This is a genomic window from Anaerotaenia torta (assembly GCF_050433395.1).
In the GTDB taxonomy this organism is placed as follows: Bacteria; Bacillota; Clostridia; order Lachnospirales; family Lachnospiraceae; genus Mobilitalea; species Mobilitalea torta.
Genome location: NZ_JBNPXH010000010.1, coordinates 98,874 through 124,296, shown reverse-complemented (window position 1 = coordinate 124,296; position 25,423 = coordinate 98,874). Strand labels below are relative to the sequence as shown.

Genomic DNA, 25,423 nt, shown 5'->3' with positions numbered 1-25,423 from the left:
TCATTTATTTTATTATCAGCAGCGATTTTATTTCATTATGGTAAGCAATTCCTTCGCTCCTGTTATCGGAAGGTCTATTACGACCTCCTCATTCTCCTTTAACACTCGGATATCCTGTCCGATGCAAAGCTCACGGTCGCCCAGACCTTCTGTCATAATCTTCAACTGAACGCATTGTTTACAATCTGTGCTGCCGGGATTCAATCCCGTTTCATCCAGGGTTATGGAGAGGCCGGACAGATCCTTTTTCATAATCATCGGTGTCTCCGCCGAGAAATGTCCCTTGTCCGCTTCAATATGAATTCGTCCCTCCGGACCCACATAGTGGAATCTTCGCCCGATTCCATCCCAACAGGTCATGATGTACTCATCTTCCTTTTCTTCCAGAGAGCCTCCGTAAAGAACCGTCCCAAAGACAGGATCCTTGGCAAGAATCATCGCATTGCCCCGCAGCGCCCCGCAAAAGCCCAGATCAATCTCACAGGAATAATACCAGGAGCCGAAGCCATGCTCCTGTCCCAGCCAGGTGATTCCATGGTCCATGGGTTCAAAGCCTCCCCCTGCCGCGCCGTCATGCTGCTTTCCGGGGAACCAGTAGCCGTAATTGCTCTCCTCGTCACCGCTGTTTAACAGCGCCCAGGAGCTTAACAAAGAACCGTATGCAAGGCGGAGAAGGGAATAAGGCTCCTCCGAATAATACAGTGCATAATCCAGAATCGCCATGCCTCCCATCTGGGACATATAGCTTAACAGGTATGCATTATTACGCCCCCGGTAATCGCTGCCGTACCAATAGTAGGCAGGCTCCAGCCAACCCCTGCAGGCAATATTGCAGTCCATCTGGCTTTCATGGAATTGGACAACGGACCGATAAGGCACCGGCTTATCCCACCGGTCCTCCCTTTCCTTCCTCTCGGCAAAGGAGTAGGCATCCTTTGCAAAGAAATTGGTGGATTCAAATCCGGTGGTATCAAAGGGATACTCGGACTGGAAGACATCCGAACGCTCCAGAACAAAATATTTTACCTTCCGGTTCCAGTGCATGGACAGTCTGCGTGCCTCCGCCTTCCTATCCTCCTGCTCCAGAGCAGATACGATTTCGGGAATAACACACTCATTGTAAAGGCCGGTCTTATAAGCAGACCACTCCTCCAACTCACTGGGAATCAAGAACATCGCCAGCGCCGTACGATAAGCCCTGTATAAATAAGTCTCAGCGGAGAGCTTTGTTGTAATATCCTTATAGTCCCTGGCAACCCGGTACAAATTATAGTACATCAGTGCAATATGGGGATAATCATAGATACGCCACAGGTGGAGCTTTCCTCTCAGCCCCTCGTCCTTGGAATTCCGGTTGGTATACCAGTCCGGTATCCCGTAGATGCCATAAGGATAGGGCTCTTCCTCTGTCTGCTGAAGACCTCCCCATACAAAGTTCTCCACATAGTATTCCAGTGCATCCACCTCCGCCTGTACAGGATACTCCCTCAGCTTGCCGGACAGGAATGCCGGCTTCGATAATCCCGGATCATCACAGGTTACTTCATAGATACGCCAGCCCTTGATATCATCATAATGATCAGGTCCCAGCATTACACCGGTCTTATTATTCCATTCTGCCAGAAGTCCGTTGTACCAGACCTGGGGATTTTTGTGCTGTTTATCCGCAATAAAAGCGCCGCGCTTCTTAATCAGGCTTTCCAACGCCTCCGTCACGAAGAAATCCACGTACATGGTGCGGCCGTCCAGATAATTCACCGTAACTCTATTCTCTCCAAGACGCTCCAGGATCACTTCATAGATACTGCGGTCTCCGTTTTTGGCCACCAGCTTCATCTTTGTCTGCCCGCTGTATTGGGAGCTGAGCGCCAGCTCATGCCTGCACCGCAGGCTCAGCAGCACCCTTTCCCTCCTGGGTACGGTCAATCCGGGAACCACGTCCACATCCACCTGATTAAACCGGACGAACACCTCTCTGGCGTCCTCATAATCCTCCGCCCAGGTATAGACAAACTCATAGAGTTTTTCCTCTCCCGGCTCCAGACTGATCCGGGTATCTCTCGGGTACACAAGGATATTCAGGCATTCCTTGTCCTTTTCCCCCTTCAAAATCCGGGTGTCAAACCGGGAAACGGCCGTTCTGTTCTCCGGCATCAGCACCAGGAAGGGTCCCTTTCCGTCACAACGGATAAAGGTGCTGTGACTGCCATGGCCTCCGATATAATGATGTCCGATGACCTTGGCGGTGGCGGACTCATCCCAGGAAACCTCCGAATTGCAGGGCATGTCAAGGCTGACATTGCATAATACCAGCTTCGTATCCGCTATGTTTTTCACTCTCAGCCTGTGATGCAGCTCCTCATCCCTTAAAGAATACTCCGATTCAACCTCCAGGCAGCCATCCTGGGCCTGTCCCTGGTAGAACAGCTTTCTTTTTGCAATGACCTGGGGCTCCGTTTCCCTGTATTTCTCCTGTTCCGAGGGAAAGAATTCCTTCCTCTCCCCTTCGGCGGTCTCATAGGAGATCAGAGCCTTTGCAAAGGCCATATCCTTCCCGATGAACTGGGTTCCTTTGGTGTCACGGGGGCTGCTCAGGGCAAACAGCTCTCCCTTGGATACCTTTATATCAAAATACCGATTTGTCAAGTAGTACATCATAGCCCTCCTAAATCAAGCCTTTACTGCTCCGATTGTAATACCGCTCACAAAATACTTCTGGAAAAACGGATAGATCACCAGCATCGGTATGGTTACGATCATGGTTACCGCCGCTCTCATGGAGGTGGGAGTCATATTCTTGAGCTCCTGCAGCCGCTTCTGGTCATCGATGAGCTTGGCCACCTTATCCGCCTCTAACAGGATCTTTCTTAAGGTGAGCTGCAGCGTGTCATACCTGCCGCTGGAATTGTAAATCATTACATCAAACCAGGAGTTCCAGTGACCAACCGCCACCATGATGCCCACTGCCGCAAGCACCGGCTTACAGATGGGCAGAATAATTCGAAAATAAACTTTCAGCTCCGAGGCTCCGTCCAGCCGGGCAGATTCCGGCAACGCTTCAGGAAGCCCTCTGATATAGGATGAGATCAGCAGCATGTTAAAGGCATTCACCAGACCCGGAAGCCAGTATACCGTAAAGGACTCCGTAAGGCCGATGCTGCTGTACAACAGATAAACCGGTATCATACCGCCGGAAAAATACATGGTAACCAAAAAGCCATAGCTCAGCAGCTTGCTGCCCTTAAAATCCTTAATGGTAATGACATAGGCGATCAGCGCGGAACAGATCAGGCTGGTTGACGTACCCACCGCAACCCGGAGAACGGACATCATGGTTCCCGACAGGAGATTGCTTCTCCGAAAGGCATAGAGATAATTAGCCAAAGTAAATTTTCTGGGCCAGAAGTACAGGCCGCCCCGGATGGTATCCGATCCTTCATTAAAGGATACGATCAACTGATTCCAGAAGGGATAGATCATAACAAAGGCAAACAGCAGCATTCCCAAGGTATTAATAATATCAAATATCCGTGATCCCATGCTTTGTTTTAAAAATGATTTTTTCATGCTTACATAACCTCCCTAATTAAAACAGCTTGGTTTCCATGACTTTTTCCGAAACCTTATTGCTGGCAATCACTAAAATAAATCCGATAATTGACTTAAATAAACCGACTGCTGTGGAGAAGGAGTATCTTCCTAATTGAAGACCATACCGGTATACATAGGTATCAATGGTCTCATATACATCCTTGGTCAGCGGGGTACCAATGAGCAGCTGTGCTTCATAACCGGCATTGAGGATGCCTCCCAGTCCGAGAATGAACAGCAGCACGATGGTGGGGCGGATGGAAGGAATGGTTATGTGCCATACCTTTCCGAACCGGTTAATTCCATCCACGGAGGCCGCCTCATACAGCTCCTGGTCAACACCTGCGATAGCGGACATATAGACGATGGCGCTCCAGCCAATTCCTTTCCATATATTAGCCGCCGTCAGCAAAGTCCAGAAATAATCCGCCTCGTTAAAAAATGCAACCGGCCTGTCCGTGAAGCCCAGACTCAGCAATAAGCTGTTAATCGTTCCTTCGCTTCCCAGCAGCATGTACATAATACTTGCCATAACAACCCAGGAAATAAAATACGGCATATAGGATATGGTCTGAATCGTACGCTTAAACAATACATTTTTTACTTCATTTAAAAGCAGTGCAAAAATAATCGGTGCGGCAAATCCAACGGTCATACCGAGACCGGATATTACCAGGGTGTTCCGGAATATTTTCCCCATATCAGGGAGCTTAAAAAATTGAATAAAATATTTGAAGCCTACGAAGGTACTGTCTGTAAGGCTTTTTCCAGGCGTATAGTCAAAAAACGATATGACATTGCCGGCCAGCGGTATATAGCAGAATATCGTCGCCCAGACCAGAGCCAGAACAGTAATAATCCATAATTCCTTGTGGCGTTTAAAGGATCTAGCCCATGAGCCGGGCTGACTCTTGCTTTTTGTTGTAGTTTTCATTCATGCACCTCATGTATACTTATATAGTAAGAAGGGGCAGTTAGACAATGCCCCCTCTTTGGCGGTTATAAGTAATTCTTATTTGCCTTCAAATTTCCCCAGATTTGTCTTATAAGCATCCTGGTTATACTTTGTCAGCTCTTCCAGACCAAGAACATTACAGGTCTCCCTGGCTGCAAAGAATATCTTTTCACATTCTTCCGGTGACTTTGCGGTGATCATCTTGTTCCATTCGGTTTTGATGGTATCCTCGATGGTCTGCTTTGTTATGGTAATATCTGCTTCCGCATCATAGCTTACGGCAAATAAAGTAGTGTCCTTCGCCGGAGCCTTATAATACTGCCAGCATAATTTGATACCCTCGCTGGCAAAATCGCCGTTTTCATCAACCGGCCAGAAGTCATATGCCGATACTCTGGTAGCTCTGGGATCAATCATATCAAAATTGCTGCGTCCGTCTGTCTTCAGCCAGTTCATATTCGTTGCAATCGCATATGCGATACAGCTGTTGGAATCTCTTACCGTATGGAAGAAGTCATTCTTCGGATATTTGTCGGGATTTAAGATCTCTTCGTCAAAGATCCATTTTCCGTTTTCATCAATCTTCCATACATTGGCTTCGCTGGGGGCACCCCAGGAGGAGATGAAGTTGCCGATCTCGCTGTTCTGCCAGTTCAGAAACTTAATTACGCCTTCTACATTTTTACACTTATCCGTAATAATAGCACGGTAGCTTCCGGTGTAGTTGCTTGTAAGTAAGGTGGTGTCTTCCAGAGTTAATCCGGGGCCTGCTACGGATACGTTCATAAAACGCTTGTCCACATTGTAGCTGTCGCCGTCCTGGGCCTGCCAGTACTCATGACCGCCCGTCCAGGCATACCACCAGGTACCGAAGTTGCCCAGCACCTGTCCGCTGTTCATCTTTGTCGTAGCCTGCTCATACTGATTGCTCATATAATCGGGATCAATCATATTCTCCAGATATAATTTATTCACAAATTTGGCAATCTCCAGACCCTTATCGCTGTTCAGCCAGTGGGTAAAGGTGCCGTCCCCGTCAACCTGGAAATTGTTAATGAAGCCGTATGCCGCCAGCATTGCATTGAGGAAGTTCATACCCTTGTCATCACTGGTAAAGCCATAGGTCTTCTGTCCGTTGTCATTGGTGGGATGGTTGGCAAGAACCTTTTTCATCACCTCATAATACTCTTCGGGTGTCTTATAAATCTCTGTCTCGCCCAGTTCCTTCCACATATCATAGCGGATACCAAAGTCACGGCCCGCCACATTGGGATTCTCTCCCCAGTACTGAGGCAGCTTCTTCAGTCTTCCGTTCTCATCCTTCAGCATGTTCAGATAATTGCCCATACGTCTGGTGATATTGCTTCCGTATTTCTCAATATAAGGAGTGACATCCACTGCCTTACCCTGGGCAATGAACTTATTGGCCATATCATCGCTCATCCAGGTGATTACTTCCGGATAGTCGCCGTTAGCCAGCATCAGATTCAGTTTCTCCGTCATGTCATTGCTGTAGTACTCCAGATTGATTTTTACGTTCATGTTCTTCAGCAGCCATTCATCCATGATCTTCTTGCCGCCTTTTTCATCAGCCAGAAACTCTTCCTGGTCGCCCTCACCGGCATAAACTGTGAACTCCAGAGTTTCCTCAGGCACAATCCAGCCCCATTCATTGGGAGTTCCTGTCTCGTCCGGAAGATCGGCCACATCCACATCCTTGCCGCCCTTATCACCCGTTTTCGAGCCTTCTCCCTTGCCGCAGCCTGCCAGACTGAACACCATGGCAAGAACCAGCACTACACTAAGTACCTTTCTCAGTGTTTGTTCATTAATCTTTTTCATACCTTTTGCTCCTTTTAATGTATTTTAAATTAATTGCTGCCAATTGGTACCAGGTTTATACTGTAGTCTAATTCTATGTTAAAAAAGAACTATCCTTCATAGTCTCTCTAGCAATCGATTGCATTATGCCTAAAATTTTTTAAAGCTTGCCTACGGAGTCACGGACAATCAGCTCACCTCTCACAATAATTGCTTCTTCCTTCGATCCGTTCTCAATCACATCAAAGAGCATCTGTGTCGCGTTAAGCCCCATCTCATAAAGGGGAAAGGATACGGTGGTAAGCTTCGGTGTAACACAGCTGCTGTCATCCTCGTTATTGTAACCAATCACAGAGATATCCTTTCCAACGGTCAGGCCGAACTTCTCAGCCGCCTGATACACTCCCTTGCACATCTCATCATTGGCAACCACGATTGCCGTGGGCAGTTCCCGGTTGCTGAAAATCCTTACCGCCGCCCGATATCCGCTCTCCATGGCCCAATCTCCGTCGAAAATCCACTCTTCACGAATTCGGCAGCCATGCTCTCCCATCCACTCCTCATAGGCTTTATAACGGATGGCCGAGTGAAAGGAGGTGGCGGGACCGTTGATATATCCGATCTCTCTATGACCCATCTTAAACAGATAGTCCATCCCCAGCCGGATTCCATAGCGGTCATCCGGCAGAATAACATTCTTGTCCAGATTATTCCGGTTCACATATACCAGGGGAATGATATTGTTGGTGCAGTACAGCTCGTCTCCAAGTTGCGTTCCAGCGATGATCATTCCGGCAAACCTCATGGATTCGCACATACGGATGGTCTTCTTCGGCTCCATACCGATAGGAACTACTACAATATTATACCCGCGGTCTTCGGCGCCCTTCTGTACCCCATTGGATAACGCGCTGGTATACATAGACCATCGCTTCTCCAAAGAAACCAGGGCTATGATGTCGGAATTGCGTCTCCTCAGCTGGCTGGCGATGAGATTCGTCTGATACCCCAGCTCCTTGGCCTTATCCAATACCATCATCCTGGTATTCTCACTCACCAGTTCCGGCTTGCTGAATACACGGGATACGGTACTTGCACTTATATTCAATTCGGCGGCTATATCATATATCGTTTTCATGTTGTTTTAATCCAGCTGCTCTTTCTTAAGATATTTTATGCAATCGAAATCATGTGTTTATTATTACACAATATCTTTTCTGCTGTCAATATCTTTTTTATATTTTTTTGAAAAAAATACATTTCTTTTGTTTTTCTTTGTGCATATTGTGTACCCTCCAAGACAATTCCATCAAATTCTTCTTCCCGTTTACGATTTCTATTGACAATTTACTTTTCAAAGCTTAGTATGAATTTATAAGAAACGAAAAAGAAAAACGCAGCGAATATCGTTATAATGATATCGATTGCATTTCAATCTATTAACCAGGAGGTATATTTATGGATGCTATGTTTCATTCTGAGAATCGCAAGGCTCTGTACAGCAATATGAACGACCATTCTCTTGCGATTTTCTTCAGCGGTCAGCCGGTTCGCAAATCAGCCGATGAAGACTATCCCTTTTTCACCAACCGCAATTTCTTTTATCTGACCGGCATCGATCAGAAGAAGACCGTTCTTCTCGCCGAGGTTCATGGCGGTGAAGCCAAAGAGACCTTATTCCTTCTGCCCCTCGACCCTGTTGCAGAGCGTATGAGCGGCCGCAATCTCAGGGGTCAGGAAGCCCAGGATCTGTCCGGCATTACGGAGATTGATCCGGAGCCTTCTTTTTTACAGAAATTAGACCGCAGTCTAAACTCCGGTTGTATCAAGGAGGTTTATCTTGATTTTGATAAATTCCGTCCCGATGAGCCGGATAATGACGCCTTCCGGCTGGCGGCCTATATCCGGGCCCGCTATCCCTTCCTTTCGATCAGGGACAGCCATCATATTATGAAAAAGCTCCGTACTTTTAAGAAACCATGTGAAATCGAGGCCATGAAGAAGGCCCAGATCATCACAAAGGCCGGAATCGAAGCCATGATGAAGGCTTCCCGGCCCGGATTGTACGAATACCAGTATAAAGCAGAATGGGATTATACCCTGGCACAGCACGGCGTTCTCGCCCCGGCCTTCCCCTCCATCGTATCCGCCGGAAGGAATAACTTCTATATCCATTATTATTCCTACCGCGGCCAGGCCCAGGACGGGGATATGATCTTAAATGATGTGGGCGCTATCTGGGACAATGAATGCAATGATGTATCCAGAGGATGGCCCTGCAACGGCAAATTTACGGAAAGACAGCGGCTGCTCTACGAATGTGCGTATGAGACCTCCAATTACATGTTCAGCATTTTAAAACCCGGACTGCCCATGAAGTTCGTGGATGAGACCATCCGCAAATACAATTATGAGCGTCTGAAGGATATCGGCTTATGCAAATCCTATGACGAGGTAGGAAAATACATGTGGCACGGCGGAGCCCACCATGTGGGTTACGATGTCCATGATGTGGTAGACAACACTCTGGATCTGGCACCCGGAATGGTCTTCTGCGTGGATGTGGGTATTTACAATGAAGACTGGGGAATCGGCTTCCGTCTGGAGGATAACTGCCTCATTACGGAACACGGCTGTGAGAATCTATCGGCTCTTACCCCCAGAAGTATTGAGGATATTGAAGCATTTATGGGAAAACGTTAATCTGACGGTCTGGGAGGACTTTTACCTTGGGTAATATAAGCCGTAAGGCTACTTTAAAATCCTGGACCGGAGCCCTGGGCGGCGCCCTGCTCTATGTCCTTTCCTACAAGCTTTTTATTGTGCCGCTGTATCTGTACATAGGCGGCTACCCCGGAATTGCCCAGATTCTCAGCAATCTGGCCTCTGAGCTGCTTCACATCCGGGTGAATTTCGATCTGGCGGGTATCATTTTATGGATTTCCAACCTGCCCATGTTTTTTCTTGCCAGTAAGATTGTAAACAGACAGTTTTTTGTGAAAAGCATCTTCACGGTTTTATTCATGTCTGTTACAATGGCCTTGATACCGGCGCCCGGCGCCCCTCTGCTCACCGACGCCCTGGCCTCCTGTATCGTGGGAGGCGTGCTGTCCGGAGTCGGGGTGGGGATTATGCTCCGCAGCGGAAGCTGCGGCGGCGGTCTCGATATCCTGGGACTATACTTGTCAAAGAAATACCCCACCTACAGCGTGGGGAAGATCACCATTATTGTAAATATTTTTGTCTATTCCTACAGCGCCTTAAGAGATAATCTCCAGACCGCCGTATATTCTCTGATCTTCGCTCTGGTTGCCGCCGTGATTACAGATAAGCTGCATTTTCAGAATATTGTCACCTGTGCCATCATCATATCCAAGGTGACGGGAATCGAGCGTCCTATTATTGAGAATATGAAGCGGGGAGTCACCCTGTGGCGCGGCTACGGGGGTTATCATATGCAGGAGTCCTATATCTATATGACCATGATCTCCAAGCATGAGATTAATTATCTGGAGCAGCTGGTGAAGGCCATGGATCCTACGGCATTTATTGTTTTAGACGAAAACCGGCATACCATCGGTAATTTTGAGAAGAGGTTTGATTCTTAATGGTTTCCTTAATCACAAATATACAAAGATATTCCCTGCACGACGGAGCGGGCATCCGGACAACGGTATTTTTTAAAGGCTGTCCCCTCCGGTGCATCTGGTGCCATAACCCCGAGACCCAGAGCTATGACTCTCAGCTGCTGTATGACAGGGAGCGCTGTCTGGGGTGCCGACGATGCGAAGCGGCCTGTCCCGGCCTTGCCATCCGTTATAAGGACGGCAAGGTGATAACAGACTCCGGACTATGTACCCGGTGCGGCTTCTGCGTGGATGAATGCCCCCCGGCTCTGCGCCAGATTACGGGAAAAGCCTATACAGCGGAGCAGTTAATGAAGCTTCTGCGCCAGGACCTCCTGTTCTACGAGCAGTCCGGCGGAGGAGTAACTCTGTCCGGGGGAGAGGTCATGAGCATTGATATGGATTATCTGGAAGCCTTGATGCTGCAATTGCATGACGAGGAAATTCCCGTAAATATCGACACCTGCGGTTATGCACCCTTTCAAGACTTTATGCGTATTCTTAAGCTTACGGATACCTTCCTGTACGATATCAAGGTGATGGACCCGGCAAAACATCTGCGCTTCACCGGTGCGGATAATACGCTGATCCTTGAGAATTTAATCGGACTGAAGGATGCCGGGGCCCGGATCAATATCCGAATTCCCGTAATCACCGGGGTAAATGCATCATCAGAGGATATGGAGGATATTCTGCGCTGGCTTAAGCTTCAGGGGATGCAGGGGTATCCGGTGAATCTGCTGCCCTACCACAATACCGGTTCGGGCAAGTATAAAAAGCTTGGCGTGGACTATGAAGGAACGGATTTTGCCGCCCCCTCCGGGGAGGAGATGCAAGCTTTTGCCCATCAGTTCCTGCAGGCAGGCTTCACCAGCGTTAAAATCGGAGGATAGAAAGGAGAATTCAATGGAAAGAGAAATAAAAAGTGCCCGGATTAAGGCGTTGAGAAAGCTTAGCACAGAAACACAGCCCCGCATTGATATGGAGCGGGCCAAAAGTGAAACCCGGACCTATGAGAAATATCATGGGAAGGTCTCGACTCCCGAGCTGCGCGCTTTGGTTTTAAAAGAATACTTTGCCGCAAAAACTCTTTATATCGGCGACGGAGAGCTGATCGTAGGCGAAAAGGGGAATGCTCCCCAGGCTGCGCCCACCTTTCCTGAGCTCTGCTGTCATACCATGAAGGACCTTCAGGTTATCAATGACCGGTCCCTCATTAACTTTAAGGTGCAGGATGAGGATTTCCGGCTCCAGAAGGAAGTGATTATTCCTTATTGGGAGAGCCGCTCCATCCGCAGCAAGATTTTCGAACATATGACTCCGGAATGGAAGGCCGCTTACGAATGCGGTATTTTCACAGAATTTATGGAACAGCGGGGTCCGGGACATACCGTCGGCTCTTCTGTTATTTATGAGAAGGGCTTTCTTGACTTTCAGAAGGAAATTGACCAGGCTCTGGAGGAATTGGACTTTATGCAGGATGCGGACGCTCTTGCCAAAAGCCAGGAGCTGAAAGCCATGCGAATCGCCTGCGATGCCATCATGGTTCTCGGACAGCGGTATGCGGACTATGCAAAGGAGCTGGCGGAAAAGGAAGCAGATCCCCAACGGAAAAAGGAGCTGCTGCAGATCTCTGAAAACTGCCGGGTTGTCCCCGCCCACAAGCCCCGGACCTTCTGGCAGGCAATCCAAATGTACTGGTTTGTACATCTGAGTGTGACCAGCGAAGTCAACCCTTGGGATGCTTTCTCTCCCGGACGCCTGGATCAGCACCTGTATCCCTTCTACCAGAAGGATACACAGGAGGGCCTGCTGGATCAGGATCACGCCCTGGAGCTGCTGGAATGTCTCTGGGTGAAGTTCAACAACCAGCCCGCGCCTCCGAAATTCGGCATTACCATCAAGGAAAGCAGCACCTATACGGATTTTGTCAACTTAAATACCGGCGGAATCCGTCCCGACGGAGAGGACGGGGTCAATCCCGTCAGCTATCTCATTCTGGACTGTATGGATGAGATGCAGCTTCTGCAGCCCAGCTCCAATGTCCAGATCAGCAAGAAGACGCCCATGAAGTTCCTAAAACGGGCCTGTGAAATCTCCAGGAAGGGCTGGGGACAGCCTGCCTTCTACAATACCGATGCCATCGTACAGGAGCTGCTGAATGCCGGTAAATCTCTGGCAGATGCCCGTCTGGGCGGTGCCAGCGGATGTGTGGAGACCGGAGCCTTCGGCAATGAAGCCTACATCCTGACCGGCTATTTTAACCTGCCGAAGATATTTGAGCTGACCTTAAACAACGGCTTTGACAAGGTCGCCGGAAGGCAGCTGGGCCTGCCCCTGGGACATGCGGCGGATTTCAAGACCTTTGAGGAGCTGTTTGATGCATATAAGAAGCAGATTGCCTATTTCGTGGATATCAAGGTGAGGGGAAGCAATGTTATTGATCTCATTTACGCCAGGGAGATGCCGGTGCCCTTCCTCTCCGTCATCACCAATGACTGCATCCAAAAAGGAAAAGACTATAATGCAGGCGGCGCCCGGTATAATACCAACTATATCCAGGGCGTGGGAATCGGGACTATAACGGATTCCGTTGCTGCGGTAAAATACCATATTTACGATGAGAAGAGCTTTACCATGGAGGAGCTGATGCAGGCTTTGGAGGATAATTTTGAAGGTCATGAGAGAATCCGCAGCCTCCTTCTGAACAAAAGCCCCAGGTACGGTAACGATGATGCCTATGCCGACGCTATCATGAAGGAAATCTTTGAATACTACCAGAAGACAGTGACCGGAAGGCCCAATATGCGAGGCGGCACCTACCGGGTGAACATGCTTCCCACCACCTGCCATGTCTATTTCGGTGAGGTTATGATGGCCAGCCCCAACGGCCGCCTTGCCCACAAGCCGGTATCGGAGGGGATCTCCCCGGAGAAGGGGGCGGATCGGAACGGCCCTACCGCCGTGGTGAAATCCGCCGCCAAAATGGATCATCTGCAGACCGGAGGAACCTTGTTAAATATGAAGTTTACCCCCAGTGTCGTGGCCGGAGAGACGGGCCTCACCCAGATGGCGAATTTAATCCGGGCCTACTTCACCATGGACGGGCACCATATCCAGTTCAACGTGATTGACCGCCAGACACTGATCCATGCCCAGCAGAATCCCGAGGAGAATTGGGATCTCATCGTACGGGTCGCCGGTTACAGCGATCACTTCCGTAATTTGAGCAAAGCATTGCAGGACGAGATCATAGAACGTACGGAACAGAGCTTCCAGTAAGGGCGCTATTGACATTTGCCTCACAATATGTCATAATTTAACAGATGCGGTGTAAAAAAATCGTAACACCTAAATATAATCTCTCCGGCAGGGCTTCCTGTGCCGGAGAGTAAAATAACAGGAAGGATGTTTAATATGGGAGATAAGAAACCGGTAAAGAACCGCATTATAGATGCTGCATGGGAGTTGTTTCATGACAAGGGTTACAGCAGCACTACGGTAGATGATATCATCAGCCGTTCCGATACTTCCAAGGGCTCCTTTTATTATTATTTTGCCAGCAAGGATGAGCTTCTTGATACCCTGGCGGTTCGGTTTGACAATAAATATATCGATCTGATTAAAGAAATCGATCCGGAAATGAACAGCTATGACAAGCTGCTGCTGTTGAATTATGAAACGGCTCTCTACACGGAGAAGAATGTTGATGTTGAACTTCTTACCTCTCTTTACTCCACCCAGCTGGTGACCCGGGGGAATTGCAGCCTGCTGGATCAAAACCGTTATTATTACAAGGTCTTAAGCGAGCTGGTGGAGGAAGGTCAGAGAAGGGGACAGATCAAAGCCGACAAATCCGTCCGGGAGATTGTCCACTATTACAGCATGTGCGAACGTTCCCTGATTTATGATTGGTGCCTTTACAGCGGCGACTATTCCCTCTCGGAATTCAGCCGGGAGAATATGGCTTACCTGATGGAACATTTTCGCCTTTCATCTCAGGCTTAAAAATGTTACATAATATACTGCAAAAAGACCCGGAGGTTCTATACTCCGGGTCTTCCAATGTGTTCAGCAATGTCAGTCCATTTTCTTAACTTCTGTAATCTTCGCATCAATTCCAAACATCTTCAGGTATTGGATCAAATAGATCTGCATGGATGGGGCGAACTCTCCCGGAAGCGCGGCCTCCAGCCCGATGGAATATTTATTATCTTCCTCCGAAGCTTCCTTCTTCTTCGCCGGGTCCTCTTCCGTCATAAAATGAAAGGTATATGCCTTCTTCAGGGCATTGCCTGCACTATCCTTCACCGCGGCGGCAGGAATACTGACCGTATAATCCATAAGATAGGCAAGCTCCTTCTTCGGGGTAAGGATTAATAAATTGTCCTCAATCTCACAGGTATAAGCAACAGCCTTGGCTGTAGCCGTCTTAATGCTGATTTCATTAATGGCCTTCCCTTTCTTGATTTTCTCACTAAAGCGTATTACTATCCTGCTCTCCCGCATAATATCGGCTGTTTTATCCGCCGGACTGGTCTTCGTAACCGTCGGTGCCTTCGTATCCTTCTCTGCAGCGGCATAGGCAGGCACTGTCACATGGATCAGCAGAGCCATGATACAGATCATCACAAGCCCTTTCTTTATGGTATTTTCCATCGTGTCCTTTGATGTATTCCTCATTATACTTTTTATCATATTCTTCATTGTATCCCTCCTCCTATCATTTTACCGGTTATCTTTACCTCATTATAACAAACGCAAAAAAGCCCTGTCAAATACATATGTCCCCATTCCGGGAATTATTCATTACAGTTTAGCCAGCAATGCCATTTAGTTAAGGCCCGGGCGCTGTACCAAGTCCCTTTTACTTGCCTTACCTTCGCGTGTTCAGGACGCTCCGCTTCACAAGATACGCTCAGACGGTCAGCGTAAAAGGGACTTGGTACAGCGCCCGGGCCTTAACTAAATGACATTGGTTCAGCCAAGGTCTTCCCCCTCCCCGAACCCGGACCGGTATCCCCGTATTTTCCTCCCCTTCCAGCAATCTGCCATAGGAACAGTGCATAATGATGAGTTACAATAGTCTTCGTAGCAGCGAAGTGTGATGTATTGCACAATTCACACAGGAACAATCACCATGGAAAGGAGTCGATTATGAAACGACTAACTAAGATACTGATGATCGCACTATGCATTCTATCCTTCCTGCCGCCGTCAACCGTCCTTGCCGCCAGCTATACTGTGGCAGCCAATGATTCCCTTTATAAGATAGGCCAGCTCTTTCAGACGCCGGTCAGTACCCTCAAGCAGGAGAACGGCCTGTCTTCCGACACCATCTATCCGGGTCAGATATTATCGGTATCCGCTAAGCTGCATACAGTAAAAAGCGGTGACAGCCTGTACACCATCGCTAAGCAGTACGGGATACCCCTTGATTCACTTCGGAAGGCCAACAACAAATGGGACAGCCAGATACGCCCCGGCCAGAAGCTGCTTATTCCCGGCGTACCGGCCTCCGGCAGCTCTGATGCGGTTATCTCCTATACCAGCAGTGAGCTCGACCTGCTGGCCAGGCTCATCGAAGCGGAAGCCGGCGGCGAAAGCTACCAGGCAAAGGTCGCCGTTGGAGGCGTCGTTGTCAACCGGGTTCAAAGCCCTGACTGGCCGAACACCGTCAAAAAAGTGATCAACCATGTTGCCGGAGGTTATTATCAGTTCACCCCTGTAAAGAACGGAATGATTAAAAAATCCGCTTCCGCAGACTCGGTTAAGGCTGCCAAAGCTGCACTATATGGCAGCGATCCCAGCAAGGGAGCGCTCTTCTACTTCGATGACAGCTCTACCAACGCATGGCTGTGGGCCAAGACCAAAACTGCTTACATCGGCCGTATGGTATTCGTTAAATAAATTCAAAAATAAAAACACCTATGATACAGGCAGCAATGCTCTGCCTGTGCCATGGGTGTTTTTCTAAAAATGATTTCAAATTCCGCCGCTACTTCTTCAGGGAATATTCCAGAGAAACAATATTACTGTTATCCTGTGTTCCGTTCCATTGGGTGTAAACCAGCTTTTCGCCGGACGGGCTCCAGCAGGTGGATGCGTTGCTTACATCTACCGCAATCCGGGTGGATTTGCCGGTTAACATGTCATAAATGTATAGCCCTCCCACCGCAGTACTGTTTCCATCCTCCTTCAGGTTATAGGCGATCATGCGCTGGTCAGGCGACCAGGATACTCCGCCCAGCTCGACCCCTTCGGCAATGGTTTTTGCGTTGCCTCCATCCGTGTCACAAAGCTGCAGAAGCTGCTTGGAACCGCTATATTGCAAGACCAGCATCTGGTTTTCATCCGGAGCAGGAAACACTCCAAATACATCGGTCAACCCCAGGTTCGATATTTCCCCGTCCGACACATTAAGAGCCATCAGGGTGAGATCGCCGGTGGTATTGAAATAGACCGTATCCTTTATTTTCCTGATAATATACACCGCCTTTTGGTCCAGCTCCTTCAAAGCAGTTATTTTTCCGCCGATACCGGCATAATAGGCTCCGTTCATATAGCCTGCCCCCATCACCGTATCCTTATCGGCCCAATAGGCGCTGCCGACATTTCCAAACGCTTCAACGGTAACGCGAAAATCCTTCCGGCTCTCAAGATTGAGCACGTAATAGGTTGAATCGCCCAGGCTGTTGCCGTAGTACAACAGATTTTTCTTGTCCGGGGAAAGCTTCGCCCCGCCCAGATTAAGCTCCTTCTGCTCTGTTAGCAGCTTGTATTCCTTGGTAGTAAGATTATATAAATACAAGCTCCTCGGGTAAAAATCTGATAATTCCTCCAGCTTCATTTTCTCTAAGGCTTCATTTTCCTTTGAAACAATCACGGTATCCTCATCCAGCCAATCTGAGATTTCCAGCTTCTCATAGGTGTCAATCCCGACGACGGAGATAACCGGCTCGCCGGCTTCCTTCCTGTCACTGTCCTCCTCCTTATTGTCAATGATTGTGATGGAGCTTCCGGGCTCTTTTACGGTTACCCTTCCATCTCTGCTTTCGGTACCGCAGCCTGCGGCAGTGATAATCAAAAACATTGCACATAATGTTTTGGCAATTTGTGTTCTTTTCATCATAGAGCACCTCCTTTTTTCTATAGCTTAAGATTATCAGAACTTTGTATCCATACAATATACAATGATAGATATCCTGTAAACAATTGTATCTAAAATGTAAACATGATTTCAGCAAGCCTGGTCACAGCCTCACGGGTCCATCTCCTGATACAAATCGCAAAACCGGTCACTTCACGGCTGGGTAACTGCCGGAAGGGAAGCCGGAAAGGAAACTCTGAAGCTTGAGCCTTCGCTCCCGGTATTGATTAAAGCAATGCTTCCGCCCATTAATTCCGCATGCTTCCTGACAAGGGCCAATCCCAGTCCGGCCCCTCCGTTCTCTCTCGCCCTGTTTTTATCAACGGTATAAAAGGGTTCAAATACCTTATGAATCAGATCCTCGGGGATTCCAATACCGGTGTCCTCTATTTCAATATGCACCTGCTGGGACGCCAGATAGGTTTTTACAAAAATGGAGCCATTGGCCTTATTGTATTTAATGGCATTATCCAGAAGATTTATCAATACGATGGTCAGGCTGTCCTTATCCCCTTCCATATAAGCTTCCTTCAGTTCGGTATGCAAGCCGATGCCGAACTTATCCATCCTGCCCTTTAAGCTGTTCAGCGCTTTCTCCACCGCCTGTTTCACCTCCAGCCTCTCAAGCTTCCGTTCAAAATCATATTTTTCCAGAGCCGATAATTGCAGAACCTTATCCACCATTTCATACAAACGCCCTGTTTCACTTTGGATATTGGGGATGGCGGTCTGCAGGAGGTTTTTATCATCCGGATACATTTCCAGCAAATCAAGATATGCTTTGATTGAGGTTAAGGGTGTTTTAAATTCATGGGTTACATTTCCGATGAATTGCTTCTGCTGCTGATCCAGCAGGGACAGCTTATGGACGGCAAGCTTCAGTTTATTCTGCTCCTCCTCCATCCCCTGTATGGTTTTTCTGATCTGCCCGCTCATGGCATGAATTCCCCGGCTTAATTTACCGATCTCATCCCTGCGCTTTAACACAGCGGTTTCATAATGGCCTTCCCGTACCCAGTCCACCATCTTATCCAGCTTTATTATGCCGACGGCAAAGGAATTATAATACAGATAGCCGAGGAAGAAGCTCAGAATAAACAAACCGGCCCCCACATAGACAAACAGCTGCCGGATATTCTCATAAAAACGATGATGCTCCGCCAGGGAATAGTAAAGCTGTACGACACCTACCTGTTCCTCTCCTGTTTTTAAAGGAGTCAGGTAATACAGTGCATCTCCTTCCGTCAGATATGCGGTTTTATTATCAAGGGCATAGCCCAGCGTTTTCTTTATATTGTCAGACTCCGTATCCGTCACCTTTTTACTTACCCGCTCTCCCTGACTATTGTACAGAACCAGGGATAACCCGCTGATCAGTTCCAATTGCTCCGCGAACTCCTGGCCCCTGGCTGTCAGGAAGGTCTGCGGCACCTTGTTTTCCTCCGATAAGAGTCTTTGCATAAAATACGTATTTGCAAGCTTTGCCTGTTGGGCCAGGTACTGTTCATACTGGCTTTGCTGGTTGGTTTTGATTCCCCGCAGCGCCAGCCAGCTTAGGAGGACAACCACCACCAGCAGCAAAGCAGCGAGGAACAGGCTGAACTTTACTTTTATACTAATTTTCACCGCTTCCTCCCAAGGCCTTATAGCCTATGCCATAAACCGTCTGTATCATCTCCTCATACTCTTCGCCCAGCTTCTTTCTAAGCCGCTGGACGTGAATATCCACGGTGCGTGTGCCTCCCGCGTAATCCATATCCCAGATCAGCTCAAGAAGCTGCTCCCTCGTATAGACCCTGCCGGGATTGGACAATAAAAGGGCCAGCATATCATACTCCTTCGGTGTCAGCTCCAGCGGTCTGTCTCCTGCAAACGCGGTTCGTTTTTCCCTGTGAAGCACGACTTTGCCCAGACTGACCTGGTCAGACTCCTGCTTCTGCTCCGCCTTCTGCATTCTGCGCAGCAGGGATTTCAAACGGGCAAGCAGCTCCCGCATATCAAAGGGCTTGGTGATATAGTCATCCGCCCCCAGCTCAAGTCCCAGTATTTTGTTCACAATATCCTCCTTGGCTGTTACCATGATAATCCCGATCCGCCCTTTATCCTGGAGCTTCTTAAGGATATCGTATCCATCCAGCCCCGGCAGCATGACATCTAAAATAATGGCGTCCGGCTGAAACCGGACAAAGGTATTCATGGCTTCATCTCCGCGATAAACAGCTTCCACGGTATAGCCCTCCCTTTTCAATGCGTAGGTAATTGCATCCGCTATCTTTTTTTCATCCTCTATGACCAGAATTTTTTCATTCATTGCCCCGCCTCCTTTCCGTCGGATATTCCCGGATATCTGATATTTTATGATAACACAAAAAAAGTATCCGTCATAGTCACTTAGAGGATACTTTTTCTGCAATTCTCAAAGAAGCTCGTCTATCTGAAGCCCCTTTAAATCTTCCTTATATACATTCTGTTTTACAGCGTACTCCATCAGCTCCGTCATCGCCTCCGGCTGAATATTGCCGCGGCCCGCGCCGCCTCCGGCATAGTCCATATAGAGGGCGGCCAGACGCCGGGGCATGACTCCCGAATCGGATGCCCGAAGCCACTTCAGAATCTCCTTCAGTTTCTCTTCCAGCTTTCTCTTCTCTTCCTCCAGCTTTTCCTTCTCATCCTGCTTTTCTGCCTGCTGCGCAGCCTCTTCCGCCTTTTCCTCCTGCTCCTCGTCGATCCGCTCCTTGCCTTCTTTCAGCAATAGATCAACGATTTCCTTTACCGAAGCCTCAAGAATATCTCCTGTTTCCTTCTGTGCGTCAACCATGGCATGACTCTTCAGGCGCTCCTGCTCGATGGCGGTTATTGTCTTTTCATCTGTAATGATTCCCTTGGCGGCGGCCTCTGCCCTCAGCCTCCAGGTACTCTCCATCCCTGCATTCTTCAAGGCTTCCTGCTGATACTCCGTCAGCGGACCCATATCGATAACCCGTTTTCTCTCTTCGTCCGTTAAAGACTCCCCATCGTAGAAGCATTTGATCAATGCGTTGACATCCTTCTCTTCCTCACTATCGGCTTCTACTCCATAGCCTTCTCTCAGCATCTGCCGTCTTTCCTGAAGCTTCCTTATCTCTCCGGCAGCCTCATCCAGAATCGATTTCAGCTTCTGCTGATGCTCCTTCCGGTCGGATACCGCCTGATCTATCTCCAGCTCATTCTTATGCTGGTCGAGAATCACCTTCATTGCCTTCCTTTGCGCTCCCAGGCGGGTATTCTCCACATCGCTCCCCGGGAGATTAAGGCCGCCGGCAAATATGGTGCCCGTTCCCTTCTTCTCTGTCTGCCGACCTGGTGCTGCCGCCGTATTATTCTTTGCCGCCTGCCGGGCCGCCGGCGCAGATTCCGCACCATTCATCGCTTCACCGGACATATCCGTTCCCGCCGCCTTCACTATCATCGTCGTTTCCTCCTTGAATTAACCTATTCCGCTTCTCTTTCCGCCTTTATAATATAACCTGATTCCTATATCGGAAAAAGCTGGTCATAACTTAACCCGCAGGAGGATATCTTATCCTTTTGACAGTTCCAGCTGCTTTAATTCATCCGCCATATTCAGCGCAAGGATATTCCAGTTCAGGAAGCCTCCGTTCATCACCGGCTCACCGGTATAGGGATCGTAATATTCATGCATGCTTCCGGTCTTCTCCAAATCTCCTTCCAACAGCCTCCAGGTCCGCTGACACAGATCCCTGGCTTCTTCATAATAGCCGTAATTCAGCATACCTTTAAATACCGCATAATTGGCCACCAGCCAGATGGGCCCCAGCCAGTTGGAGGGATTATTGGTGGCGGACAGATCAAACATCTTCTCATCCTTTGCCAGGGTGGTGATGCCATAAGGACTGTGGAAGGTCTTCTCATCCCTGCTGTGCCCCATCAGACTGGCTGCCTGTTCCTTCGTTGCAAAACCGGCCAGCATGGGGAGGAAACCGGACCAGACCCGGATCTTGATGGGAAGTGTCTTCCAAAACACACCCAGTCCCTGGTGGAACCAATCGAAGGAACGGGTTTTTATATCCACATCCGCAGAGTAGAAGAAGGCATCCCTGGGGTCCCAGCATTCCTGCATAACCGCCTGAACCAGAAGCTCCTTTTCACTTAGGTAGTACCTCTCTTCCTCCTCTGATTCTTCCAGCACCGATAATATCTTCGCCATAGCCGTAAGCTCCATTACCATGAAGCTGTTAAGATAGATATTGGCCGTGGAGAACTTCGGCCTTCCGAAGGTGGCAGGATCATTATCCATTCCGATCATGATATCATCACACCACACATACAGGCCGCAGCTTTCAAAATAATAATTCTTCTTATAGCACTCGAAATACTTTCTAATTCCTGCCAGGTGGGGGCGAATCCATTGATAATCCCCTGCAAAATCAGAGATCAGCGCAATTTGCTGGCATAGGAAGGGCTTATGCATATTCATCAGAATCCCTTCCTCATGCTTCATATTCAGATAGGGTCTCGGCCAATTGGCCACCTCGATCATCATAGGGATATAGCCGTCCTCCAGCTGATGATCCATAAAATTATAGATATTTCCCTTCGCATGACGGATCAGTCTCTCCGTAAACGCCTCATCCTTCTTATGCTTTGCGTAGCAGATCAGGCCGTACACCGACCAATAGGTGTCCCAATCCCATACATTTCCGTCATATACCGAGCCCGGATCAATGAAAGGATGGCGGATGAAGCTCCTGGGCTCCTTAAAAACCTGCTCCGCATGCTGCTCCATATATTGATACAGACGTGTGCTTTTCAATTCCATGCTGCTAACCCTGCCTTTCTCTTCTGCCTCTATACTTATATCTCTGTCTTTTATCCCTGCCATTTATCTTTTATCTCTATCTTTTATCTCCATCGTTTGTCTTTCGGTCTTCTTGCTTATCATAACTAGCCCTTAACTGCTCCCGAGGTCATACCCTCGATTACCTTTTTATTTAAAGCGATATACAGGATCAGTAACGGCACCACGCTCATGGATACGGAAGCAAAGATGGCTCCCCAGTTCTTGGCGCCGAATTCCGTTTCAAAATACAGCAGACCGGTCTGAACCGTCTTTAAAGCGGAGGAACTGATAAAGGTCATGGAGAAAATCAGGTCATTCCATTTAAAGAAGAATTGGAGTACCAGCACCGTAACAATGGCATTTTTCATCAGGGGAACCACGATATGCCACATCATCTTGTAGATGCCGCAGCCATCGATAACCGAAGCCTCCATAATCTCCATGGGCAGGGAACGCATATAGCCCCCAACCAGGTAGAAGGAAAGGGACAGGCCGAAGGCGATGTATACCAGGATCAGTCCGGTTCTGGAATTCAGAAGATTCATCTTGTTATAGATCTGGAACAGGGGAATTAATGCGGTTGCTACCGGCACCATAATGCCCACTCCAAAATATGCGTTGACCCTTTCCCTCCATTTCCAGTTCATCTTCGTTAAGGCAAAGCCTACGGTAACGGAGAAATACACGATGAACACCAGAGCCACCAGAGTATTGATCAAGCTGTTCTTAAAATAGGTGGACATATGCCCCCTGGTCCAGGCATCCACATAGTTCTGCCAGAAGAAACCGTCATTCAAAGCGTAGGCCGGTTTTGCGGTCCACTCGTACTGCTGCTTGAAGGAGGCGGTGATCAGCCAGAAAATCGGGTAAATTTCAATGATACACAGGCCAAGAATCAAAAGCTTGATTAAAACTGATTTTATCGTTTTCATATTTGCCGCACTCCTTTCTATATTTCTTTGTCAAACCGGCGGATCAACCTGGAGCCTAAGAAGCATAATGCAAAGATAAAGATTGCAATTACACTGCCGTAACCCATCTTATTGTAGGTGAAGGCCACATTATACATGTACATGGACAGGGATTTGGTGGCGTTGCCGGGGCCTCCTCCGGTGAGGGCCAGAGCCGACTCAAACATCTTCACCGTACCGGTAAAACTGAAGATCAGGCAAGTGATGGTGATGGGACGAAGAAGCGGAAAGAGAATCCGGCGGAACAAATTCCAGCCGTTGCAGCCGTCGATCTTCGCAGCCTCAATCACTTCCCCAGAGATATCCAGAAGCGCCCCGTAGTAGATGACAGAGTAGAAGCCCATGGCTACCCAGATATCCATTGCACTGAGGCAATAGAGGGCGGTGGAAGCCTGACCGATCCAGGGCTGCACATATTTCTCCAGGCCCAGATTGGCAAGCACGCTGTTCAACAGGCCGTAATTGGGCTGGATCTCATAGATTTTGGTGAACAGCTGTCCCACTGCAACCGTAGGCAGCACCACCGGAAAGAATACCAGGGTGCGGATGACGCTCTTAAAACGCTTCAGCCAGAAGTTAAACATAAGGGCGAGCGCAAGTCCAAGCCCCACCTGTCCCAGCATAACAATGGCGATATATCTGATGTTGACCCATAATGCCGCAACGAAATTTCTGTCCTTCACTAAATTCACATAATTTTTAAATCCTGAAAATTCCCATTTTAAACCCGGTGTTCCACTATAAAAAGAATAATAAAAGGACCACAGTACCGGTAATATCACGAGCACCGAATATAAAATGAAAGGAGGAAGTACGAATAATGCAATTGCTTTTTTATTCCCTAATACCTTGTTCATGTTATCTCCATTCCGCCTTTCGGCCTTTTCCATTGTTACTTTTTTGCCCGCTTTCCGGCAGAGCAGGACTTCCTTACGATATTGTATATTGTATCAAGAATCCGCTTGCGGACTTGCCTATTATAATTAAAAAGAGGTGCCGGACGTCTTGTCAGGACAAATCCAACACCTCCCATCTTACCTCTTATTTGCTGAGATCGTATGCATCCTGGATGGTCTGCATATAATCCTCCGGAGTGATATCTCCGTTAATTAAGGTCTGAACATTCTCCTGAGCCACGGTGGACACCTCGGAGTTCATCTTTGCTTCATACCATGCGAAGGCGGAAGTAGCGCTGTTGATTTTGTCCAGTACCAGCTTGGTGTAGGCGCTCATATCTCCTTCCGGAACCGTGTAGTTATAGCCTTTTACGGAGCCCTGGGTGCTCATGGCCTCATTGCCGATCTGCTCTACGAAGTATTTTAAGAACCAGCTGGTTCCCTCGTCATATTTATCCTTGCTCAGAGCAAGAATATTACCGCAGTTCATGGAGTAGCTGTTCTCATCGCTGATGGAAGCATCCACTACAGGAACATTGAAGAAGCCAATTCCGTCTTCTCCTGCCAGGTTATAGCTGGGGTCATTTAAGTTGGAAGTGAACCAGCTTCCGTTATAGAAGATCGCTGCCTGACCGGTGCAAAGCATGGTTCCGGCTGTATTCATGTCAACGGTAGTCACGCCCTGGCCGAAGTAACCCTTCCCAGCCCATTCCTGAATCTTGGCTGCCGCCTGTACATAAGCTGCATCCGTGTATTTTGTCACGCCATTGGCTGCTTTGGTCATGGCATCTTCCCCCATCAATCTTACGGTGTAGGCATTAACCAGACGGGTTGCGCCCCATTTGTCCCCTGCTCCGCAGGAAAGAGGCTGGACACCTGCTTCGTGTAATTTTGCTAATACATTCTCAAATTCGTCCCAGGTCTTCGGAGCTTCTACCCCTGCCTTGGCAAATAATTCTTTGTTATACCAGAAGCCCTCTACATTCAAGCCGAGAGGAAGGTCATACAGAGCCTCGGTTTCAGATAATCCCTTTAACAGAGATACTGCCGATTCGTTCATATGGCCCATTACCCCAAGGCGTTCCAGCTCTGTGCCCACATCCAGAACCTTGTCTGCTTCGACTAATTCCTTCAGGGGTTTACCGGACTCATATACAAAGATATCCGGAAGATCGTTGGATGCTGCCAAGGTGGAAATCTTCATCTTAAGATCGTTTGCGGATACCAGCTCATATTCAAAGGAGAAGTTGGGATTAACCTCTGCCTGGTATCTCTTGGCGATGCTGTTGATCAATACTCCGTTGTCATTATCCTCCGCCCAGATGGAGAGGATTTTAATGGATTTCTCAAGCTTGGGATCGGTTCCGTCTGCCGGTTTGTCAGAATCCCCTGTCTCTGACGGGGCACTGGTTGCCGCGGGGTCATTCTTCGGCTGCTCCGCTTCTTTCCCTTTTTTGCTGCATCCGGCCAGCATTACGGTAACCATAACTGCTGCAAGTAACATGGATAATAATCTGCGTTTCATAAATAGCCTCCTCTAATCTTTCATTATGTACAATACCCTGTGACAGGT

At 48.4% G+C, this 25,423-nt stretch carries 20 protein-coding genes; 6 read left to right on the top strand and 14 right to left on the bottom strand.

From position 1 onward, the window contains the following. Positions 1 to 27 precede the first annotated feature (27 nt). The 5 genes from HNQ56_RS16475 to HNQ56_RS16455 form a co-directional block, all read right to left on the bottom strand. Positions 28 to 2,655: a DUF5695 domain-containing protein gene (locus tag HNQ56_RS16475; RefSeq protein WP_429148536.1), complete on the bottom strand. Its 2,628-nt coding sequence runs from the start codon at positions 2,653 to 2,655 to the stop codon at positions 28 to 30. Between the two features lie 15 nt (positions 2,656 to 2,670). Continuing rightward, positions 2,671 to 3,567: a carbohydrate ABC transporter permease gene (locus HNQ56_RS16470; protein ID WP_429148535.1), complete on the bottom strand. Its 897-nt coding sequence runs from the start codon at positions 3,565 to 3,567 to the stop codon at positions 2,671 to 2,673. 19 nt (positions 3,568 to 3,586) lie between these two features. After that, complete coding sequence (locus HNQ56_RS16465) at positions 3,587 to 4,525, bottom strand: ABC transporter permease (protein WP_429148533.1); 939 nt, start codon at positions 4,523 to 4,525, stop codon at positions 3,587 to 3,589. Between the two features lie 78 nt (positions 4,526 to 4,603). Continuing rightward, positions 4,604 to 6,388, bottom strand: coding sequence for an extracellular solute-binding protein (locus HNQ56_RS16460; RefSeq protein WP_429148531.1), 1,785 nt, complete (start codon positions 6,386 to 6,388; stop codon positions 4,604 to 4,606). Positions 6,389 to 6,527: 139 nt separating this feature from the next. Next, on the bottom strand, positions 6,528 to 7,505 hold the full coding sequence (locus HNQ56_RS16455; RefSeq protein ID WP_429148529.1) for a LacI family DNA-binding transcriptional regulator: 978 nt from the start codon (positions 7,503 to 7,505) through the stop codon (positions 6,528 to 6,530). Positions 7,506 to 7,825: 320 nt separating this feature from the next. Here HNQ56_RS16455 and HNQ56_RS16450 point away from each other — a divergent pair, with 320 nt between their 5' ends. The 5 genes from HNQ56_RS16450 to HNQ56_RS16430 all read left to right on the top strand — a co-directional run bounded on the left by HNQ56_RS16450 (position 7,826) and on the right by HNQ56_RS16430 (position 14,001). Then, entirely contained in the window at positions 7,826 to 9,070 is a 1,245-nt protein-coding gene (locus tag HNQ56_RS16450) for an aminopeptidase P N-terminal domain-containing protein (protein ID WP_429148527.1), read from the top strand. A gap of 26 nt (positions 9,071 to 9,096) precedes the next feature. Continuing rightward, a complete protein-coding gene (locus HNQ56_RS16445) occupies positions 9,097 to 9,975 on the top strand; it encodes a YitT family protein (RefSeq protein ID WP_429148525.1) in 879 nt (292 codons plus the stop codon). Beyond that, complete coding sequence (locus HNQ56_RS16440) at positions 9,975 to 10,886, top strand: glycyl-radical enzyme activating protein (protein ID WP_429148523.1); 912 nt, start codon at positions 9,975 to 9,977, stop codon at positions 10,884 to 10,886. The genes HNQ56_RS16445 and HNQ56_RS16440 overlap by 1 nt, the downstream gene beginning before the upstream one ends. 13 nt (positions 10,887 to 10,899) lie before the next feature. Beyond that, on the top strand, positions 10,900 to 13,275 hold the full coding sequence (gene hypD / locus HNQ56_RS16435; RefSeq protein WP_429148521.1) for a trans-4-hydroxy-L-proline dehydratase: 2,376 nt from the start codon (positions 10,900 to 10,902) through the stop codon (positions 13,273 to 13,275). Positions 13,276 to 13,410: 135 nt separating this feature from the next. Next, positions 13,411 to 14,001 (top strand): TetR/AcrR family transcriptional regulator, encoded by a 591-nt coding sequence (locus HNQ56_RS16430; RefSeq protein ID WP_429148519.1) that lies wholly within the window; start codon positions 13,411 to 13,413, stop codon positions 13,999 to 14,001. Positions 14,002 to 14,073: 72 nt separating this feature from the next. Here HNQ56_RS16430 and HNQ56_RS16425 read toward each other — a convergent pair whose 3' ends face one another. Further along, positions 14,074 to 14,700, bottom strand: coding sequence for an Ig-like domain-containing domain (locus HNQ56_RS16425; protein WP_429148517.1), 627 nt, complete (start codon positions 14,698 to 14,700; stop codon positions 14,074 to 14,076). A 450-nt stretch (positions 14,701 to 15,150) separates the two neighbouring features. Between HNQ56_RS16425 and HNQ56_RS16420 the strand changes: the two genes are divergently transcribed. Next, positions 15,151 to 15,903, top strand: coding sequence for a LysM peptidoglycan-binding domain-containing protein (locus HNQ56_RS16420; protein WP_429148516.1), 753 nt, complete (start codon positions 15,151 to 15,153; stop codon positions 15,901 to 15,903). Positions 15,904 to 15,991: 88 nt separating this feature from the next. On the opposite strand, the gene HNQ56_RS16415 is transcribed toward HNQ56_RS16420, so the two are convergent. The 8 genes from HNQ56_RS16415 to HNQ56_RS16380 form a co-directional block, all read right to left on the bottom strand. Then, a complete protein-coding gene (locus tag HNQ56_RS16415) occupies positions 15,992 to 17,122 on the bottom strand; it encodes a TolB family protein (protein WP_429148513.1) in 1,131 nt (376 codons plus the stop codon). Between the two features lie 174 nt (positions 17,123 to 17,296). Beyond that, entirely contained in the window at positions 17,297 to 18,769 is a 1,473-nt protein-coding gene (locus HNQ56_RS16410) for a sensor histidine kinase (RefSeq protein WP_429148512.1), read from the bottom strand. Then, positions 18,759 to 19,454 carry a response regulator transcription factor gene (locus tag HNQ56_RS16405; protein WP_429148510.1) on the bottom strand — a complete coding sequence of 232 codons (696 nt, stop codon included), beginning with the start codon at positions 19,452 to 19,454 and terminating at the stop codon, positions 18,759 to 18,761. Before HNQ56_RS16405 ends, HNQ56_RS16410 begins: the two co-directional genes overlap by 11 nt. A gap of 105 nt (positions 19,455 to 19,559) precedes the next feature. Continuing rightward, positions 19,560 to 20,591, bottom strand: coding sequence for a hypothetical protein (locus HNQ56_RS16400; protein WP_429148508.1), 1,032 nt, complete (start codon positions 20,589 to 20,591; stop codon positions 19,560 to 19,562). 111 nt (positions 20,592 to 20,702) lie between these two features. Further along, positions 20,703 to 21,962 carry an MGH1-like glycoside hydrolase domain-containing protein gene (locus HNQ56_RS16395; protein ID WP_429148506.1) on the bottom strand — a complete coding sequence of 420 codons (1,260 nt, stop codon included), beginning with the start codon at positions 21,960 to 21,962 and terminating at the stop codon, positions 20,703 to 20,705. Between the two features lie 125 nt (positions 21,963 to 22,087). Beyond that, on the bottom strand, positions 22,088 to 22,915 hold the full coding sequence (locus HNQ56_RS16390; RefSeq protein ID WP_429148504.1) for a carbohydrate ABC transporter permease: 828 nt from the start codon (positions 22,913 to 22,915) through the stop codon (positions 22,088 to 22,090). A gap of 17 nt (positions 22,916 to 22,932) precedes the next feature. Continuing rightward, entirely contained in the window at positions 22,933 to 23,646 is a 714-nt protein-coding gene (locus HNQ56_RS16385; protein ID WP_429148503.1) for a carbohydrate ABC transporter permease, read from the bottom strand. 349 nt (positions 23,647 to 23,995) lie between these two features. Beyond that, positions 23,996 to 25,375 carry an ABC transporter substrate-binding protein gene (locus tag HNQ56_RS16380; protein WP_429148501.1) on the bottom strand — a complete coding sequence of 460 codons (1,380 nt, stop codon included), beginning with the start codon at positions 25,373 to 25,375 and terminating at the stop codon, positions 23,996 to 23,998. Between the last annotated feature and the right edge of the window lie 48 nt (positions 25,376 to 25,423).

What these genes read in the sequence shown, in the direction of transcription:
- HNQ56_RS16475 (WP_429148536.1), bottom strand. Translation starts at nt 2,655, where the DNA reads ATGTACTACTTGACAAATCGGTATTTTGATATAAAGGTATCCAAGGGA.
- HNQ56_RS16470 (WP_429148535.1), bottom strand. Translation starts at nt 3,567, where the DNA reads ATGAAAAAATCATTTTTAAAACAAAGCATGGGATCACGGATATTTGAT.
- HNQ56_RS16465 (WP_429148533.1), bottom strand. Translation starts at nt 4,525, where the DNA reads ATGAAAACTACAACAAAAAGCAAGAGTCAGCCCGGCTCATGGGCTAGA.
- HNQ56_RS16460 (WP_429148531.1), bottom strand. Translation starts at nt 6,388, where the DNA reads ATGAAAAAGATTAATGAACAAACACTGAGAAAGGTACTTAGTGTAGTG.
- HNQ56_RS16455 (WP_429148529.1), bottom strand. Translation starts at nt 7,505, where the DNA reads ATGAAAACGATATATGATATAGCCGCCGAATTGAATATAAGTGCAAGT.
- HNQ56_RS16450 (WP_429148527.1), top strand. Translation starts at nt 7,826, where the DNA reads ATGGATGCTATGTTTCATTCTGAGAATCGCAAGGCTCTGTACAGCAAT.
- HNQ56_RS16440 (WP_429148523.1), top strand. Translation starts at nt 9,975, where the DNA reads ATGGTTTCCTTAATCACAAATATACAAAGATATTCCCTGCACGACGGA.
- hypD (WP_429148521.1), top strand. Translation starts at nt 10,900, where the DNA reads ATGGAAAGAGAAATAAAAAGTGCCCGGATTAAGGCGTTGAGAAAGCTT.
- HNQ56_RS16430 (WP_429148519.1), top strand. Translation starts at nt 13,411, where the DNA reads ATGGGAGATAAGAAACCGGTAAAGAACCGCATTATAGATGCTGCATGG.
- HNQ56_RS16425 (WP_429148517.1), bottom strand. Translation starts at nt 14,700, where the DNA reads ATGAAGAATATGATAAAAAGTATAATGAGGAATACATCAAAGGACACG.
- HNQ56_RS16420 (WP_429148516.1), top strand. Translation starts at nt 15,151, where the DNA reads ATGAAACGACTAACTAAGATACTGATGATCGCACTATGCATTCTATCC.
- HNQ56_RS16415 (WP_429148513.1), bottom strand. Translation starts at nt 17,122, where the DNA reads ATGAAAAGAACACAAATTGCCAAAACATTATGTGCAATGTTTTTGATT.
- HNQ56_RS16405 (WP_429148510.1), bottom strand. Translation starts at nt 19,454, where the DNA reads ATGAATGAAAAAATTCTGGTCATAGAGGATGAAAAAAAGATAGCGGAT.
- HNQ56_RS16400 (WP_429148508.1), bottom strand. Translation starts at nt 20,591, where the DNA reads ATGATAGTGAAGGCGGCGGGAACGGATATGTCCGGTGAAGCGATGAAT.
- HNQ56_RS16395 (WP_429148506.1), bottom strand. Translation starts at nt 21,962, where the DNA reads ATGGAATTGAAAAGCACACGTCTGTATCAATATATGGAGCAGCATGCG.
- HNQ56_RS16390 (WP_429148504.1), bottom strand. Translation starts at nt 22,915, where the DNA reads ATGAAAACGATAAAATCAGTTTTAATCAAGCTTTTGATTCTTGGCCTG.
- HNQ56_RS16380 (WP_429148501.1), bottom strand. Translation starts at nt 25,375, where the DNA reads ATGAAACGCAGATTATTATCCATGTTACTTGCAGCAGTTATGGTTACC.